Raw genomic sequence first — 15,327 nt, 5'->3', positions numbered from 1 at the left:
ATATTTGAACAAATCATATGCACATATTCGCCTATATAACCTGGAACCCCAGTCCTGATATTTTTGATCTTGGCTTTTATGCTTTACGCTGGTATTCTGTTTTGTTTTTATGCGGCTTTGTGTTAAGCTTCATTATTTTAAAAGAACGTTTTAAAAAAGAACACCTTAATCCGTACCTACTCGAAAAGCTGACCATTTACGTAGTGCTGGGTACGCTTGTTGGGGCAAGGCTTGGGCACTGTTTATTTTATGATTGGGATTATTACAGCAAACACATTGCCGAGATATTTTTACCCTTTCAGTTTAGCCCCAAACTAAAAATAACCGGATACCAGGGTTTGGCCAGCCATGGTGGTGGTATAGGTATATTTGTGGCGCTGTTTCTTTACAACCAACGCTACAAAAAGTATGTTAACCTGCTTTGGATTATGGATCAGCTGGCCCTGGTGGTTCCGCTGGCCGGGTGCTGCATCAGGCTGGGTAACCTCTTAAATTCAGAGATCATTGGCAAAGCAACCGACGTAAGCTGGGCATTTATTTTTGTGCAGGATGATGGTATTCCCCGTCATCCTGCACAACTTTATGAGGCCTTATCCTACCTCAGTATATTTATCATACTTAATCTGCTGGCTCATTACAGACCATCAAAAAAAGGTTTTCTGCTGGGTATGTTCCTGATACTAATCTTCAGCGCCCGCTTTCTGTTAGAGTTTGTAAAGGCCGATCAATCAGACTTTGAAGCTAATATGGCTTTAAATATGGGGCAGCTATTGAGCATCCCCTTTGTGTTAGCAGGTTTGGTTTTAATCATTATAAAGAGATCTAAACCTCACGAGCCACTAACCCAATCTTATTAAAACGCTTCAATTACCATATCTCTGTTAATAACTGCTCCTGCTGCGGTTCCTGAAGCAACCGCTACAGCAACCGAACGCATAAAAGCGCTATTATCTCCGGCGGCATATATTCCGGGGGTACTGGTTCTGTAAAAACTATCTACATGTATGTACCTTTCATCTGTAATGGTACATCCCAGCTGTTGCGGCAGGTTACTGTGCTGTGTAAAAGGCAGCCTGGCATATAAAGCATTAATATTGAAGCTGCTACCATCTTGTAATACAATACTTTTTATTTTTCCGCTTTCCTGAACAAGGTGCTTAACGCTGCCCTCTTCTATTTTTATTTTTCCCGACCTTAATTCCTGGAGTTGTTCATCTGTTAAAGTCGCTTTCCCATTTGTAAAAAGCGTTATATCTTTTGTCCAGTTACTGATTAGTTTAACATATTCAACTATGGCTTCACCATTACCCAGGATACCGGTTGGCTGATGCCTCACTTCGTACCCATGACAATATGGGCAATGAAGTACCGAGATGCCCCAGCATTCGGCAAAACCATCAATATCCGGTAATACATCGGTTATTCCGGTGGCAAATAACAATTTATCCGCTGTAAATATTTTCCCTGCCGAAGTAAGTACCTCAAAACCGTTTTCTGTTTTTGAAGCATCAATAGCTATGTCTGAAAGTAAGGTTATGGTTTTATATGCCTTTAACTGCTCCGTTGCCTTTTTAATTATTGCCGATGGCGTTTCGCCGTCGTTTGTTAAAAAATTATGGGAATATGGCGTTTGCCTGTTGCAGGGCTTACCTCCATCTATTACCAAAACCTTGCGCAATGCACGCCCAAGCGATGTTGCTGCAGACAAACCTGCATAGCTGCCACCTATAATAATTACTTCAAAATCCATAGCTCAGAAAATTTTCTGAAAGCTACATAATAGCTTTTTAAAAATGCAACATTATTGCATTTAATGACAATTTCATTATTTTATATTCAACGTGAGGGTGGTGTAATAAAAACCGCCAATTGCCGGACCGCCTAAAAACGAATTGTAATATTTGTTGGTTAAATTGGTTGCACCCACTTTTAAATTAAGTCCGGTTTTTACAAAATCATAATTTGCCTGGCCATCAATAGTGCCATAGGCATTAACATTGCCATTTACCAAAAATGATTGCCAATAAAAGCCGCTTTGCCATTTATAACTCGCATTAAAACCAAAATTGCCTATAACATGGTTACCTCCAAAGGCCACATTGGTGATCCATTGTGGGGTATTAAAACCATCTTCCAGTGCATCTTCATTGGCGGTGCGCTGTAATTTAGCGTAGGATACATTACCGGTAAGCACATAGTTTTGAAACAATTTATAGGATAAGCCTAAACTGCCCCCGATGTTGTAAACCGTGCTTCGCGAGTTTGTCCAGGCACGGTAACGGCCCTGTTTATTTTTATCATTGAGATAATAGGGTATAGAATCAGGTTTAGTGGTATTGGGCACATTGATTTCAACCTGGCCAATAAAGTTGTTGTATTTATTGTAATAAAAGTCGGCATCAACACTAAGCTGCCCATCAAACAAAATAGATTTATAACCCGCCTCAAACGAATTGATATGCTCGGGTTGCAAATAAGTGTATTGATTTTTCTTGAGTAATCCTTTTTCCTTTTCAATGGCGGCATCTGTAGTAAGTCCGGCGTTAAAATCATTTTTAACTGCTGCCTGGAAAGCATCAATAGAGGTACGCAGGTACGAGTTTTCAAATATCCCGTTTGATACTACCCTTAAACCGCCAATGCGTTTTACGCCGCCGCTATTTACGTTTGAAAAAGCTTCAAAAATACTTGGGAACCGATAACCGCTTTGGAACGACACCCTAAAATTTTGCTCAACCACAGGCGAGTAAACCGCTGTAAAACGGGGGTTAAGTTTCAGGTCGAAATAATCGTTACGGTCGGCACGCAGGGTGGCCGATAGCTTTAGTTCATTGTCAAAAAGTTCTTTGGCTACCTGTACAAAGCCACCTGTTTTACTGTAATCAATATTGCTGTAAGCCTTGCCCGGTACATAATTAATAAAATAATTACCATCGGGATGGATAATATAAGTACGATGATCAAAGCCGGCCAGCAGATCGAGCCCGGTTTCTTTCTGGAAGGTTGGTGATATGGCGTTGGAGATATTCACCTGCCCCTCCACGTGCAGCAGATCGTCCTTAACCCTCAGCGCCGCGCCAATATCCCAGTTATTAATGTCTGATAGTTTATTCAACACATTGTTAAAGGCGGCTGTGCCCGGCTGGTAACGACCGGCATCGGCCAGTTGCCTTGCCTGCTGCAAGGCTTGCTGAACCGTAGCGCCAGCGGTGGTTGCCGAATTAAAACCTTTGGTAAAATCGGCATACCAGGTATTATCATCCTTATAATTCCTGTCGATGTTTTCGCCAGCCGAGCGCAGGTTGTATGATTTACCGGTATTTTCACTTGTCCAATAACCACGCACCTGGTAAATATTGTTCTTAACCTCTATGGCGTGTTGCTGTAAAATATAACCCGACAGCCTGAAACGGTTGGCCCGCTGATAAATGTTATCCAGATCGGCAAAACGATAGGTATAATTAATACGGGTATTATCATTAATCTTATAAGCCAGCCCAACATCAATCTTAACATTGTGCAGATCATAGCTGGTAACGTCCTTTTCGGCATAACCGGTGCGGGCCACAGAGTATTGCTTACCACCGAGTGTTATGGTTTTACGGTCAGACGATTCATTGCCATACCCATTAGTTGGATCATATCCGGGGTTATCCGGCCCACCGGGTATACCCAGTTTGGCGTTTGCGGTTGCATTCAGGTCGTTCATGTTATCGGCTATCCAATCGTAACCTGTGGTATAAGTACCATTTAGCTTAAAGGCGAATTTTTTTGACAACGCCTTAGCTATCCTGAAACTGGTTTCAGAAAATACCTTTGCCGAAGTTTCCTTATCCCCCACGTGGTTAACACCTGTTTTTTGCTGAATACTGATACCCTGACTGGTAAATGGATCTTTGGTGATAAAGTTGGCTAACCCGTTAATGGCGTTCAAGCCATACAGTGCCGATGCTGTGCCGGGTATAATCTCCACGCTTTCAATGTCCAGATCGCTTGGCCCAAGGGCGTTGCCAATAGGTGCACCTATATGGGGGGCCTGGTTATCAACACCATCAACCAGTTGGGTAAAGCGCACGTTGGTAGTATTGGCAAAGCCGCGCGTATTTATGATACGGAAACCGAGGCTGGGTGTTATCAGCTGTACTCCTTTTACATTTTCCAGGGCGTCAAAAAAAGATGGTGCTGCCGACCGCCTAAAATCTGCTGAGCTGATCTTTTCAATACTTACCGGCGACCGCAAAATACTTTCGCTAATTCGCGAGGCAGATATAACAACCTCGTTCAGTTCGTGTTTCTTGATCTGGGTGGTATCGCTTTTCTGTAAAGCTGTGTCGGGTTTCGTTGTTTTTTTACCGTTTTGGGCATAAATAAAATTGCCGGCAAGCAGCATCAGGATAAGAGGCAGGTACTTTTTTTGCATAGTGATGTAAGGTAAATTGCTATTCGATATGTTCTAATTAATATAACGATATCCAAAATAAAACCAACCCGGTTGAAGAATTGGTTCCTTTATATAAAAATAAATATTTTAAACATTAGTCGGCTATAATTAACAATCCTTACAAGCTTTTTCATTATTCGTTACAAATAAAAAAACGTCGCAGTATCCCTACCAGCGACGTCTCTCAAATCTAATTTAAAAATTGGCCTAAATCTGCCGTTATCTTTAGTAACTGGTTACACTTGCTGCAACCATCAAATTATTTTAAAAATGCTTTAATAACCTTTGCACGACCTTTACCCAAATTGGTTAACACGTATGATTTTGCAGCGGCAGGCACCACAAATGTTTCGGCATACGCAAAAACCTGCTCCGTACCATCAGCTGTTTTAACCGACACGGCCTCGCCTTCAACCAGCATCATCACATGGCAAAGGTTATTGGTTTCAATGGTAATCTCGCTGTCAAACTCAACTCGGTGAACATCGTAAAAGTGTTCCTGGTGAGTTGGCACATGAACCAGCTGCCAGCCTTCGCCCTGTTGAATAACTGCTTGTTTCGATATCAGTTCATCCTGTACTTTTTGCCCTTTGCGGCCAAAATCAAGGTTGTTAAAGGCGTGGTCGATATTAATAGGACGCGGATTACCATCAAGGTCAAGCCGTAGCCAATCATACATTTTAAAGGTAAATATGTACGGTGTAGCGCTGATCTCCAATACCAGGTTATTGGCTCCGGCACTGTGTACAGTACCGTTAGGGATCAGGAACAGATCATGCTTTTGGGCTGTATGCGATTGTACATAATCGGTTATCTCAATTTCTTTGCTTTCGGTTTGGCTGTTTTCCAGCGCTGTTCTGAACTCCTGCGGATCAATGCTCTCCTGAAAGCCGAGATATACCTGGGCCTTATCCTGGCAATCCAATATGTAATAAGTTTCGTCTTGCGTTATGGTTTCGCCGAAGTTTTCCTGTATATATTTTAATTTGGGATGGCATTGAATAGAGAGGTTTCCGCCTTCAAACGTATCCAGAAAATCAAAACGGATAGGGAACTCATCACCAAACCTGGCAGCATGTGCACCCAATACCTGCTGCTGGTTATGGAACATCAGAAAATCAAATGATACCTCAAGCAGGTAGCTATCACTTTCAAATACCAGCCCATTTTCGGGCACGATCAACTCAAATGACCAGGCGTAGTTAACTACATCCTTATTAAGGTTTTTAATACGCTCACGAATCCAGTGACCGCCCCATGCTCCGGGTTCAAACCAAGGCCTAACCCTGAATACCGATTGACTCAGATGGTTTAAACCAGCCTTAAAGTCGGCGGCGTGCATCCAGTTAATATTATTGGGCCACTGCCCATCGGCAATGATGGCTATTTTATCAAGATTTTGTTTTTTATAAGCGTTCAGCAAAACCCAATCAACAAAATAAAAACGCTTATACATGTTAAACGGCTCCTCAACTCCGGCAGCGCCCAGGTTGGTAATGGAACCTGCACGCATCCTGAACTGCAGCTCATTTTTAGGCAGATCAATATAAATCAACGGTGCATCCCAACCGCTTAATGCCGCGCCAGGCCCAATTACAATGTTAATATTATAGCTGTTATCCGGAATTTGTTTGGCCAGTTGATCCACCATATACAGGTCATGAAGCTGCAAGGTGCATTTAGTACCCCAAACAGAATCGGTGGTGCCTAAAAACGGACTGACTAATTTTTCAACCTCTTCCGTCGGTTTCAGATAGGCCGAAGTTTCAATCCAGTTAATTGTTAAGCCCTTTGCGGTAAACCATTCGTTTAGCGCGGTCATTATCCTGCTCCAGAAAACACCGGCATAGCCATCAATAACAACTGTTTTTTGCCCGGCAATGTAATCTGCCAATGAACTAAAACCGTTAAAAATTTTGCCGGCTCCTAAAGAAGACACGGGATAAATATTGTATTCGTGCTGTGCAGTATCAGTCCCGTTCAATTTTACGGGCATTAAATATTGTGAGGTTTTCCGAAACAAAGCTCCGTCAGTTTCCTGCTGACTGGAATTATTTGCATTAGATTGTTTGAAATTCATTTATTGTATTAATGTATGCACATATTAAATTATATTTATAAAAATTCAATAGGATATCCTTTTTATAAAATAGTACAAAAATAATTTGGCTTGATATTTATTATGTACAAACATATAAATAATTTAACTATTCAGACAGTTTTCAAATTAATTTATTTTTCTAATCAAATGTACAGGCAGTCAATAATAAAAGCTATTTCAATGCGTCTCTATGTAGTAACAAATACACTTACAAATTAAAATAGTTATTATTGTAATTTACACCCATAAATGAAATACGCTATAGATCATAAAAGCCCTATTCCTTTACACATACAGGCTGAAGCCCTTTTAAGAAAGTTAATAGCAGAGGACGATTACCAGGAAGGAAAACTACTACCAAACGAGGTTGATCTCGCTAAAAAACTGGCCATATCACGCACAACTTTAAGGCAGGCTATCAACAAACTGGTATTTGAAGGATTACTGGTTCGTAAAAAAAGATTCGGCACCAAGGTGGCCCAGGCTGCTGTAAGCTCCAAATCAAATAACTGGCTTAGCTTTTCGCAGGAGATGGCACTCAGGGGAATCCCCATCAAAAACTTTGAATTGCATGTAACCTGGGTTTATCCGGATGAAATGCTGGCCAAATTTTTTGAAATAAAAACCGACAAGAAGATACTCAAGATGGAACGTGTCAGGGGCCGTTCAGATGAGCCTTTTGTATATTTTGCATCTTACTTTCATCCCCGCGTCGGCCTTACCGGCGATGAGGATTTTAAAAAGCCCCTGTACGAAATGCTTGAGCAGGAACACTCTGTAATTGCTACCTTATCAAAAGAAGAGATCAGCGCCAAAGCCGCCAGTACTTTTATTGCCGATAAATTAAGAATAGGTGTTGGCAGCGCCGTATTGCTTCGCAAAAGATTTGTTTTTGACCAGGGCGAAAGGCCGATTGAATATAACCTCGGTTACTATAAGGCCGATAGCTTTGTATACACGGTAGAAAGCACCCGATAAGTAAAGCCTCATATACCTGAATCGCTATTTAATTTGATGCCTGACTCATCAAATTAAATTTTCAAAACATGCTCCCAATAAAATAGCTGTTTTTAAACACAGTTCAACACCTCAAATTGATCTTTATCTATCTGTCAGGAAAAATTCAAATAGTGCCTTTTGCTAACTACGCGGCCTTTTCGGGTTAAAGGCAACTAAATAGTTCAAATCTTCATTTAAAGCATTACGATCATCAGGCTTTTGCTCTCCTTTGTTTGATTGATTAAGCCTTGTTCTGATAGTGTGTAATACCTGCAACAATATCTCCGGAACTATTTTAGCGGCAAGGGTGGGATAATAATCCTTCTGAATCTTTATTCTTTCAGAATTGGTAACCATACTCAGCTCCCAGCTATCCTCTCCTTTAAAACCATGCTCTTTTGCCGTATTGAGCAAATCAAACATATACATGCGAACCTGACTTTCAATTACTTGCTTATCCATTATCATAATTTATTGTTTATTGATGAATTGTTTCTGGCCACCACCCTCTTTGCACATGAAGTCAATTAACTAAAAATTAATATCTATAAAACCTGATGCCAGTTTTCATAGATATATATAATCAGGCTGATATATTTGTATTTGCAAAGCTTAATTACCATCATATCAGAATCGGTAATTTATAAGAAATTATGCAGCAGCGAAGAGGAATTTCTTAAAGATAAGCTATTTTATCACATATCAATCTATTTAAATATTAATTAAATTCAAAGTCCAAAAGGTATCTATCGATTCATGATCCAATTCATGTTAAAATCATAGCATTAAAGGATAGTATTTATGAATTATATTGAACCCTGTTTAAATATATTTGTTAAAATAAATAACACTTGGATGTGTTATCTATAAACATCTTTCAACATCTGCCATGACCAACTCATTTAAAGAAATCAGCGTTCAGGAAATAAACCAGGTAATGCAGCGCTCTCACACAGCGTTTAAAGCTTTTCAAAAAAAGAGCATTGAAGAGAAGAGCATTTTTCTGGATACCATAGCCAATGAAATTGAAGCATTGGGCGATACCCTTATACAAAAAGCCTCCGAAGAAACTAATCTGCCTATTGCCCGCTTGACTGGCGAACGCGCCCGTACAACCGGTCAGCTTCGTATGTTTGCCAACATGCTTCGTGAAGGCAGCTGGGTTGAGGCTACCATTGATACAGCTATACCCGAACGCACCCCGATTCCAAAACCCGATCTCAGGAAAATGCTTATCCCCCTGGGGCCGGTTGTTGTTTTCGGGGCAAGTAATTTTCCGTTTGCTTATTCAACCGCCGGTGGCGATACTGCCAGCGCGCTTGCAGCAGGTTGTTCAGTTGTTGTTAAGGCACATCCGGCCCACGCCCAAACATCAGAAATGGTTTACCAGGCCATCAAAAAAGCAATAAGCAGCTGTAATATGCCCGATGATGTTTTTCAACATGTACACGGCACATCTTTTGAAAGCGGTAAAGCACTGGTACAGGCAGAACATACGGCCGCTGTAGGTTTTACAGGATCAACCGCGGGTGGTAAGGCTTTGGTTGATTATTCTACACAAAGAAAAAATCCGATACCCGTTTTTTCGGAAATGGGCAGCATAAACCCGGTTATCTTTTTACCTGAAACGCTGCAAAATAGTTCAGCCGATCTGGCTACGCAATATGCAAATTCCATTACCCTGGGTATGGGCCAGTTTTGCACCAACCCTGGTTTGATGCTGGCTGTAGAAAGCCCTGCATTACATACTTTTCTTGATCATTTAAGCAACCGCATTAAAGAAGTGCAGCCAGCCAAAATGCTGCATGCAGGTATCCACGCGGCCTATGAAAAAAAGAGCCATGATGCACTGGAGCAAGATGGGGTTACCGTAGTTGAGCAAGTTAGCACCCCCATAAATGATATAGAAGCCAGACCTATTATAGCCCAAGTGAGCGGACAAACATTTTTAGCCAACCCCATATTGCACGAGGAGGTTTTCGGGCCGTACTCTTTAATGGTTAGCTGTAAGGATGAACAGGAACTAATAACAGTTTTGAAATCGGTATCGGGTCAGCTTACCACCACAGTGATGGGTACCGTTCATGATCTGGAAAATCACGCCCAACTGGTTGATCTGTTACCATCAATGGCTGGCCGCATACTATTCAACGGCGCACCAACCGGTGTTGAGGTTTGTGCCAGCATGGTTCACGGCGGCCCCTACCCTGCCACTACCGATAGTCGTTTTACCGCAGTTGGCATAAATGCTGTAAAACGATGGGTACGCCCGGTATGTTATCAGAACTGGCCTGAGAGCTTGTTACCATTGGCCCTGCAAAACAACAACCCGCTTAACATCTGGCGAATGGTTGATAACGAGTGGAAAAAGTAAAAAAGCCGTTTTTTCTTAATAAATATTGTCATTTCGTCGAGAAACGAGGAGAAATCTGGCTATTATCCCTTTAGGGCAGTATAACAATGGAGTTAATGCTTATGAGGGGAAATGATAGATTATGTTAGCATCAATTAGTAATGAAGTAGAAGTATTATCCCCCATGACAATTTTAATCAGTAATGAAATTGCTTATGCAATGCACACCTTAGGTGCAAAATCAGATTTATTAAGCATTATAGGTTCATGGGGGGACACTTTGCCCTCCGACCAAATACTTAATATGCTGAAAGAATGGAACGCAGATAATAAGCGTTAATAACAAACTTCTATGTGTTTATCATCAATACACTTACTTGGTGTTGAATGGTTACCACATGTATGCCACGTATCACTAACCACATCAACAATTTCAAGAGTGTCTATAGGAATACAACGCCAATTTTGAGGGCTGTCAGGGATAATTGCTCCCTTGCTTGATGAACCTCCAAACTGATAAAATAAAGCTTGTTGAACTCCTGCTTTAGTGCCCAAACAATGAGGACACATTAATCTTAAATGTCCCTGATAGATAGCATGAATTTGATGTTTGTTTTCAATAGCACTCTTGATTGTTTCGTAATTGCTCATTTTGATAAGATTTAGTTTATAATATTTAAATATACCTAATGCCATGAAATATACTATCAATAAATTCCGCAAAGATTACCCAAATGATGATGTTTGTTTGGATATGATATTTAAGTTGAGATTTGCTAAAATGCCTTGTTGCCCTCAATGTAGTCAGCAAACCACATTTAAAAGAATTGTAGGCAGACGTTGTTATCAATGCTCTGATAAGGATTGCCAATACCAATTATATCCAACAGCCGGAACAGTGTTTGAAAAGACTAAAACATCTTTGGTTGATTGGTTCTATGTGATTTACTTAATGACTTCAACACGCAATGGTGTAAGCGGTAAAGAGATACAAAGGCAATTAGGTGTAACTTATAAATGCGCGTGGCGTATGGGGCATCAAATACGCTTGTTAATGGCTAATGGAGGTTTAGAGGGAATGTTAAGCGGTGTTGTTGAGGTTGATGAAACCTATATTGGCGGTAAAGCACAGAATAAACATAAAAAGGTAAGGGAAGCAGTTAACCAAAATGGTAAAGGTGTTAACTCCCCTAAAGTAGCTGTTATGGCTATGTTAGAGCGTGACGGCAACATCAGGACACAAATAATACCCAAAGCAACAGGAGCGGTTTTAAAGCCTATCATAAACGATAATGTAAAAGGTGGCAGTGTTGTAATTACAGATGGGCACAGAGGCTATAAAGGGCTTGATACATCATTTGAACATAGTGTGGTAAACCACGAACAGGATGAATATGTAATTGGTAAGATGCACACGAATACAGTTGAGGGATATTTTAGCCACTTAAAGAGAACTATTAAGGGAACACACATTCATGTTAGCCGTAAACACATGAAAAAATATGTTGATGAATGTACGTTTAAATACATTCATAGGTCAAAAGGACAGGAAATGTTTCACACTATTTTAAGCCGTGTTGTTTAGGCTGTACAGCTTTAGTTAACACACTTAGAAAATCCTCTTTATGATTTGGGTTAGGCTGTTCTTTAGGCTTAACCTTTTGCTCTTTTTTCTTACTCATACTACAAAGGTAGCCAGTTAAAATGATAAATTAACATTGGTAATTGGGTTATAACACTTACATTGTAAGTCTGAAACCAAAAACCACAATGACCAAAATAGATTTTTCTTTTACGGGGTTTAAAATAACAAACCAACCCAATGGTACACATTACTTAATACTTTTTGTAAGTAATGATTCAGCCGCCTCAATAATTTATCCCATATTGGCTATTGATGCTACTATAAATGTGACTTATAAAGAAGTAAACCATTATTTTGATTTATTCATAACCCTTAGTCATTCAGATGTTTTTCTTGAGATTAACGTAAATATTGACGAAAACACAAAAGCATTAGCAAGGGCTATTGATAATAAACTATTAACAGAGTTACTTATTTCTTATCCATCAAAGGGCGAAAATCATATATGGGAAACTTCAATACAGTTGCTTCATAGTTAGGAGTAACCTTAGAAATACAATAGGTTATAAATCCATTATTCAAAGGCCACTTTTCTTTTGGCATGCCTGATTTAATTAACGATTCCTCGCTAAGTGCATATTTATCTTCACTTTCCGGTGTTTCTACCTTTAACTGTTCTGTGGGGTTATGTGCCAGAAATCTTATATTATTTGCAGATCTGTTTCGCATATCGTATAGGATTTCTCTTGATCTATCTTTAGTTAAAAGTATCATAATTATGATACAAACGTATAAGTTAAGTTATTTTAATAGTAACTAAGTCCGGCGTAATTTTGTGTTGTAAAATTTAAAGCAACACAATGAAAAAAATATTTGTAATAAACGGAGGTCAGAAATTTGGTCATTCTGGCGGAAGATTCAACAAAACCGTATCTGAAGCCACCGTTGATTTTTTTGAGAACAATCCCGATTTTGAAGTACGGTACACTGATATAAATGACAATTACGACCCTGCCCAGGAGGTTGAAAATTACGTTTGGGCTGATGTAGTAATATACCACACGCCTATCTGGTGGTTCCAGGTTCCGCACGGATTAAAAAAATACATCGATGTAGTATTTACTGAAGGCCATGCCAAGGGTATTTATCACAGTGATGGTCGCTCGGCTGCCAACCCTGCTGTAAACTACGGAACCGGGGGCATGCTGCATGGCAGGCAATACATGATTACCAGCTCATGGAATGCCCCTAAAGAAGCGTTTACCCTACCTAACGAATTTTTTAACGAAACCAATGTTGACGACGGAGCATTGTTCGGCTTTCACCGTATGAATGCATTTACCGGCATGACTCCCTTAGAAAGCCTTCACTTCCACGACGTTGAAAAGAATGCCGATATCCAGCGCGATCTGGGCATCTACAGAGATCACCTCACAAAAACTTTTATCACTAATAAAACATCAAAACATGAGCATCTACTTAACTGCGATAATTAAAAGCAAACCCGGCCAAGCCGAAATTTTAAAAACACATTTATTGGAACTGGTTAGTCACTCCACCAAAGAAGCAGCCTGTCTGCAATACGATCTGCACCAGGTTGATAGTGACCCTGATACCTTCATTTTTCACGAAGAGTGGAGCGATGCTGCCGGATTGGACCTGCATAACACCCAACCCCACATCCTCAACTTTATAAATAACACTAATGATCTGCGCGAAGGCGATATCATTATTCACAAAACCCAACCTGTGGTTAAATAATAACAGGATACTAAAATGGAATACAGAAAATTAGGAAATTCAGACTTGCAGCTTTCCGCTATTACTTACGGCGCATTCGCTATCGGTGGTAACATGTGGGGAGGCAATGAAGAAACAGAATCTATAAAAGCTATACAAGCCTCAATTGATCATGGTGTAACTACTATTGATACTGCTCCCTTTTATGGTTTCGGCCGCAGCGAAGAACTGGTTGGGAAAGCCATAGCTGGTTTAAACCGCGATAAGGTACAATTGTTAACCAAATTTGGCCTGGTTTGGGACCAAAGCAATAACGCCAAAGGCGAATACTTTTTTGACGCAGCAGACGATCATGGCAATAAAGTCCCTGTTTATAAATATGCCGGTAAAGAAAGCATCATCCGCGAGGTGGAAGCCAGCCTGAAAAGGTTAGGCACCGATTACATCGACCTGCTGCAAATTCACTGGCCCGATGCTACCACTCCTATTGCTGAAACTATGGAAACATTGCAATTGTTCATACAACAGGGCAAGATCAGGGCTGCCGGTGTCAGCAACTATGATCTGCAACAGTTGCAAACGGCACAGCAAACCATACAGCTGGCATCAAATCAGGTACCTTACAGCATGCTTAACCGCGCTATTGAAACCGATATAGTGCCTTATTCCTTGCAAAACAACATCGGCATTATAGCTTATAGCCCTCTTGAACGCGGCCTGCTTACGGGTAAATACAAAACCGGTTTTAAATTGAATGATGATGATCACCGCAATGGTTATTTTAACCAGTTTCCGGTTGATAAGGTAAATTTGTTTTTAGATGCTATCCGCCCGCTGGCGGATGAGAAAGGGGTTAGCCTATCTCAATTAATATTACGATGGACCACCATTCAACCAGGTATCACTGTAGTACTGGCCGGTGCGCGCAATGCAACCCAGGCCATTGATAATGCCAAAGCAATGGATCTTAATATCACTGTCCAGGAACTGGCACACATTAACCAAACATTCAAAAACACTTTTAATTAATTGATGATGAATAGATGAAAGCGGCTTGCTGTAAAGGCAGGTCGCTTTTTTTGTTATTCAAAATCTATTACCACGTCATCGCTTATGGGGTGCCCGGTGCAGGTGAGTATCAGCCCCTCTTTAATGTCGGCATCGGTAAGTACATCGTTTTTAACCATTTCAATTTTACCACTGGTACATTTGGCCGTACAGGTAGAACATACCCCATTACGGCAACTATAAGGCAAGGGCACATTATTTTGCAGAGCAGCCTGTAATATGGATTGATTTTCGCCAACGGCAAGGTCATGCACTTCGTTTTTAAAATTGATGCGGATATTGCGGGGCGGAAAATTAACGGTGCTGCTGGTAACCGCTACAGTTTCCAGCACAAAGTTTTCACGGCGTATCTGTCCCGGATCAATACCCATATACACCAGTGCAAACCTGATCATGCGCATATAAGGGAACGGGCCGCACAAATAAAACTCCGCTTTGTTCAAATCATGTCGTACAATTTCCCTGGTGATTTTTTCCACCCTGTTGGTATTAAGGCGGTTAGCCTCGCTGCTGAGCAAATATATAATGGTGAACCTATCGGGGTGTTGTGCTGCGAGCGCGTCTAACTCGTTTTTAAACACAACCGTATGGGAATCCTGGTTGCTGTAGATAAGCGTAAGCCTGCTTTTTCCCGGTCGTTTTAAGATGTATTTTATTTGCGAAAATATGGGGGTAATGCCAGTACCGCCAGCAAAAAATAAAATATCTTTCTCCTGCTCAAATGCCTTTACTGTAAACCTGCCGGCCGGAGCAAGCGCGGTTAAAATATCGCCTGGATGTTCTTTGGCCAGCATGAACCGTGATATTTCGCCATTAGTTATCCGCTTAACGGTGATAGCCAGCAGATCCTCATCCGGCGAAGACCCTAAAGAGTATGACCGGCGGATCTCCTCGTTGCGATGGTTAAATATCAGGGTAATAAACTGCCCGGCCTTATACGGAACCGGATTGCCCGAAACGTTACTTAAATAAAATGTAGCGGTATCTTTAGTTTCCCACTTTATTTGTTCAATTCTTAATTTTAATATATCCTCAGTCAT

15 protein-coding genes are annotated in these 15,327 nt (G+C 40.7%); 9 read left to right on the top strand and 6 right to left on the bottom strand.

The genetic code is table 11. The features are described 5' to 3' along the window. Positions 1-17 precede the first annotated feature (17 nt). Positions 18-857, top strand: a complete 840-nt coding sequence (lgt, locus tag QWZ01_RS24120; protein ID WP_290327986.1) for a prolipoprotein diacylglyceryl transferase — start codon at positions 18-20, stop codon at positions 855-857. Here the strand turns inward: lgt and QWZ01_RS24115 are convergent. The 3 genes from QWZ01_RS24115 to QWZ01_RS24105 all read right to left on the bottom strand — a co-directional run bounded on the left by QWZ01_RS24115 (position 854) and on the right by QWZ01_RS24105 (position 6,521). Next, complete coding sequence (locus QWZ01_RS24115) at positions 854-1,750, bottom strand: NAD(P)/FAD-dependent oxidoreductase (protein WP_290327984.1); 897 nt, start codon at positions 1,748-1,750, stop codon at positions 854-856. The two genes, lgt and QWZ01_RS24115, sit on opposite strands and share 4 nt — an antisense overlap. Positions 1,751-1,825: 75 nt before the next feature. After that, entirely contained in the window at positions 1,826-4,420 is a 2,595-nt protein-coding gene (locus tag QWZ01_RS24110; protein WP_290327982.1) for a TonB-dependent receptor, read from the bottom strand. A 280-nt stretch (positions 4,421-4,700) separates the two neighbouring features. Continuing rightward, complete coding sequence (locus tag QWZ01_RS24105) at positions 4,701-6,521, bottom strand: class I mannose-6-phosphate isomerase (protein WP_290327980.1); 1,821 nt, start codon at positions 6,519-6,521, stop codon at positions 4,701-4,703. Positions 6,522-6,791: 270 nt separating this feature from the next. On the opposite strand from QWZ01_RS24105, the gene QWZ01_RS24100 reads away from it, so the two are divergent. Further along, complete coding sequence (locus QWZ01_RS24100) at positions 6,792-7,520, top strand: GntR family transcriptional regulator (protein WP_290327978.1); 729 nt, start codon at positions 6,792-6,794, stop codon at positions 7,518-7,520. Between the two features lie 162 nt (positions 7,521-7,682). Here QWZ01_RS24100 and QWZ01_RS24095 read toward each other — a convergent pair whose 3' ends face one another. After that, positions 7,683-8,003, bottom strand: coding sequence for a hypothetical protein (locus QWZ01_RS24095; protein WP_290327976.1), 321 nt, complete (start codon positions 8,001-8,003; stop codon positions 7,683-7,685). A gap of 427 nt (positions 8,004-8,430) precedes the next feature. On the opposite strand from QWZ01_RS24095, the gene QWZ01_RS24090 reads away from it, so the two are divergent. Both QWZ01_RS24090 and QWZ01_RS24085 read left to right on the top strand, forming a co-directional pair. Next, positions 8,431-9,915 carry an aldehyde dehydrogenase (NADP(+)) gene (locus QWZ01_RS24090; protein ID WP_290327975.1) on the top strand — a complete coding sequence of 495 codons (1,485 nt, stop codon included), beginning with the start codon at positions 8,431-8,433 and terminating at the stop codon, positions 9,913-9,915. A 121-nt stretch (positions 9,916-10,036) separates the two neighbouring features. Further along, positions 10,037-10,234 (top strand): hypothetical protein, encoded by a 198-nt coding sequence (locus QWZ01_RS24085; protein WP_290327973.1) that lies wholly within the window; start codon positions 10,037-10,039, stop codon positions 10,232-10,234. On the opposite strand, the gene QWZ01_RS24080 is transcribed toward QWZ01_RS24085, so the two are convergent. After that, positions 10,231-10,545: a hypothetical protein gene (locus QWZ01_RS24080; RefSeq protein WP_290327972.1), complete on the bottom strand. Its 315-nt coding sequence runs from the start codon at positions 10,543-10,545 to the stop codon at positions 10,231-10,233. The two genes, QWZ01_RS24085 and QWZ01_RS24080, sit on opposite strands and share 4 nt — an antisense overlap. A 43-nt stretch (positions 10,546-10,588) precedes the next feature. Between QWZ01_RS24080 and QWZ01_RS24075 the strand changes: the two genes are divergently transcribed. The 5 genes from QWZ01_RS24075 to QWZ01_RS24055 all read left to right on the top strand — a co-directional run bounded on the left by QWZ01_RS24075 (position 10,589) and on the right by QWZ01_RS24055 (position 14,248). Further along, positions 10,589-11,479, top strand: coding sequence for an IS1595 family transposase (locus QWZ01_RS24075; protein WP_290327970.1), 891 nt, complete (start codon positions 10,589-10,591; stop codon positions 11,477-11,479). Between the two features lie 185 nt (positions 11,480-11,664). Beyond that, positions 11,665-12,018: a hypothetical protein gene (locus tag QWZ01_RS24070; protein WP_290327967.1), complete on the top strand. Its 354-nt coding sequence runs from the start codon at positions 11,665-11,667 to the stop codon at positions 12,016-12,018. Positions 12,019-12,339: 321 nt separating this feature from the next. Further along, positions 12,340-12,975, top strand: coding sequence for an NAD(P)H-dependent oxidoreductase (locus QWZ01_RS24065; protein WP_290327965.1), 636 nt, complete (start codon positions 12,340-12,342; stop codon positions 12,973-12,975). Then, positions 12,947-13,240, top strand: a complete 294-nt coding sequence (locus QWZ01_RS24060) for a putative quinol monooxygenase (protein ID WP_290327964.1) — start codon at positions 12,947-12,949, stop codon at positions 13,238-13,240. Before QWZ01_RS24065 ends, QWZ01_RS24060 begins: the two co-directional genes overlap by 29 nt. 15 nt (positions 13,241-13,255) lie before the next feature. Next, positions 13,256-14,248, top strand: coding sequence for an aldo/keto reductase (locus QWZ01_RS24055; protein ID WP_290327962.1), 993 nt, complete (start codon positions 13,256-13,258; stop codon positions 14,246-14,248). Between the two features lie 53 nt (positions 14,249-14,301). Here the strand turns inward: QWZ01_RS24055 and QWZ01_RS24050 are convergent, their stop codons facing one another. After that, on the bottom strand, positions 14,302-15,327 hold the full coding sequence (locus QWZ01_RS24050; protein WP_290327960.1) for a ferredoxin--NADP reductase: 1,026 nt from the start codon (positions 15,325-15,327) through the stop codon (positions 14,302-14,304).

The organism is Mucilaginibacter aquaedulcis (assembly GCF_030409325.1).
Taxonomy (GTDB): Bacteria; Bacteroidota; Bacteroidia; order Sphingobacteriales; family Sphingobacteriaceae; genus Mucilaginibacter; species Mucilaginibacter aquaedulcis.
This window is presented reverse-complemented; position numbering and strand designations above follow the sequence as displayed.

Excerpts from the sequence above, each read along its gene's own strand:
- lgt (WP_290327986.1), top strand. The coding sequence starts at position 18 with ATGCACATATTCGCCTATATAACCTGGAACCCCAGTCCTGATATTTTT.
- QWZ01_RS24115 (WP_290327984.1), bottom strand. The coding sequence starts at position 1,750 with ATGGATTTTGAAGTAATTATTATAGGTGGCAGCTATGCAGGTTTGTCT.
- QWZ01_RS24110 (WP_290327982.1), bottom strand. The coding sequence starts at position 4,420 with ATGCAAAAAAAGTACCTGCCTCTTATCCTGATGCTGCTTGCCGGCAAT.
- QWZ01_RS24105 (WP_290327980.1), bottom strand. The coding sequence starts at position 6,521 with ATGAATTTCAAACAATCTAATGCAAATAATTCCAGTCAGCAGGAAACT.
- QWZ01_RS24100 (WP_290327978.1), top strand. The coding sequence starts at position 6,792 with ATGAAATACGCTATAGATCATAAAAGCCCTATTCCTTTACACATACAG.
- QWZ01_RS24095 (WP_290327976.1), bottom strand. The coding sequence starts at position 8,003 with ATGGATAAGCAAGTAATTGAAAGTCAGGTTCGCATGTATATGTTTGAT.
- QWZ01_RS24090 (WP_290327975.1), top strand. The coding sequence starts at position 8,431 with ATGACCAACTCATTTAAAGAAATCAGCGTTCAGGAAATAAACCAGGTA.
- QWZ01_RS24085 (WP_290327973.1), top strand. The coding sequence starts at position 10,037 with ATGTTAGCATCAATTAGTAATGAAGTAGAAGTATTATCCCCCATGACA.
- QWZ01_RS24080 (WP_290327972.1), bottom strand. The coding sequence starts at position 10,545 with ATGAGCAATTACGAAACAATCAAGAGTGCTATTGAAAACAAACATCAA.
- QWZ01_RS24075 (WP_290327970.1), top strand. The coding sequence starts at position 10,589 with ATGAAATATACTATCAATAAATTCCGCAAAGATTACCCAAATGATGAT.
- QWZ01_RS24070 (WP_290327967.1), top strand. The coding sequence starts at position 11,665 with ATGACCAAAATAGATTTTTCTTTTACGGGGTTTAAAATAACAAACCAA.
- QWZ01_RS24065 (WP_290327965.1), top strand. The coding sequence starts at position 12,340 with ATGAAAAAAATATTTGTAATAAACGGAGGTCAGAAATTTGGTCATTCT.
- QWZ01_RS24060 (WP_290327964.1), top strand. The coding sequence starts at position 12,947 with ATGAGCATCTACTTAACTGCGATAATTAAAAGCAAACCCGGCCAAGCC.
- QWZ01_RS24055 (WP_290327962.1), top strand. The coding sequence starts at position 13,256 with ATGGAATACAGAAAATTAGGAAATTCAGACTTGCAGCTTTCCGCTATT.
- QWZ01_RS24050 (WP_290327960.1), bottom strand. The coding sequence starts at position 15,327 with ATGACTGAGGATATATTAAAATTAAGAATTGAACAAATAAAGTGGGAA.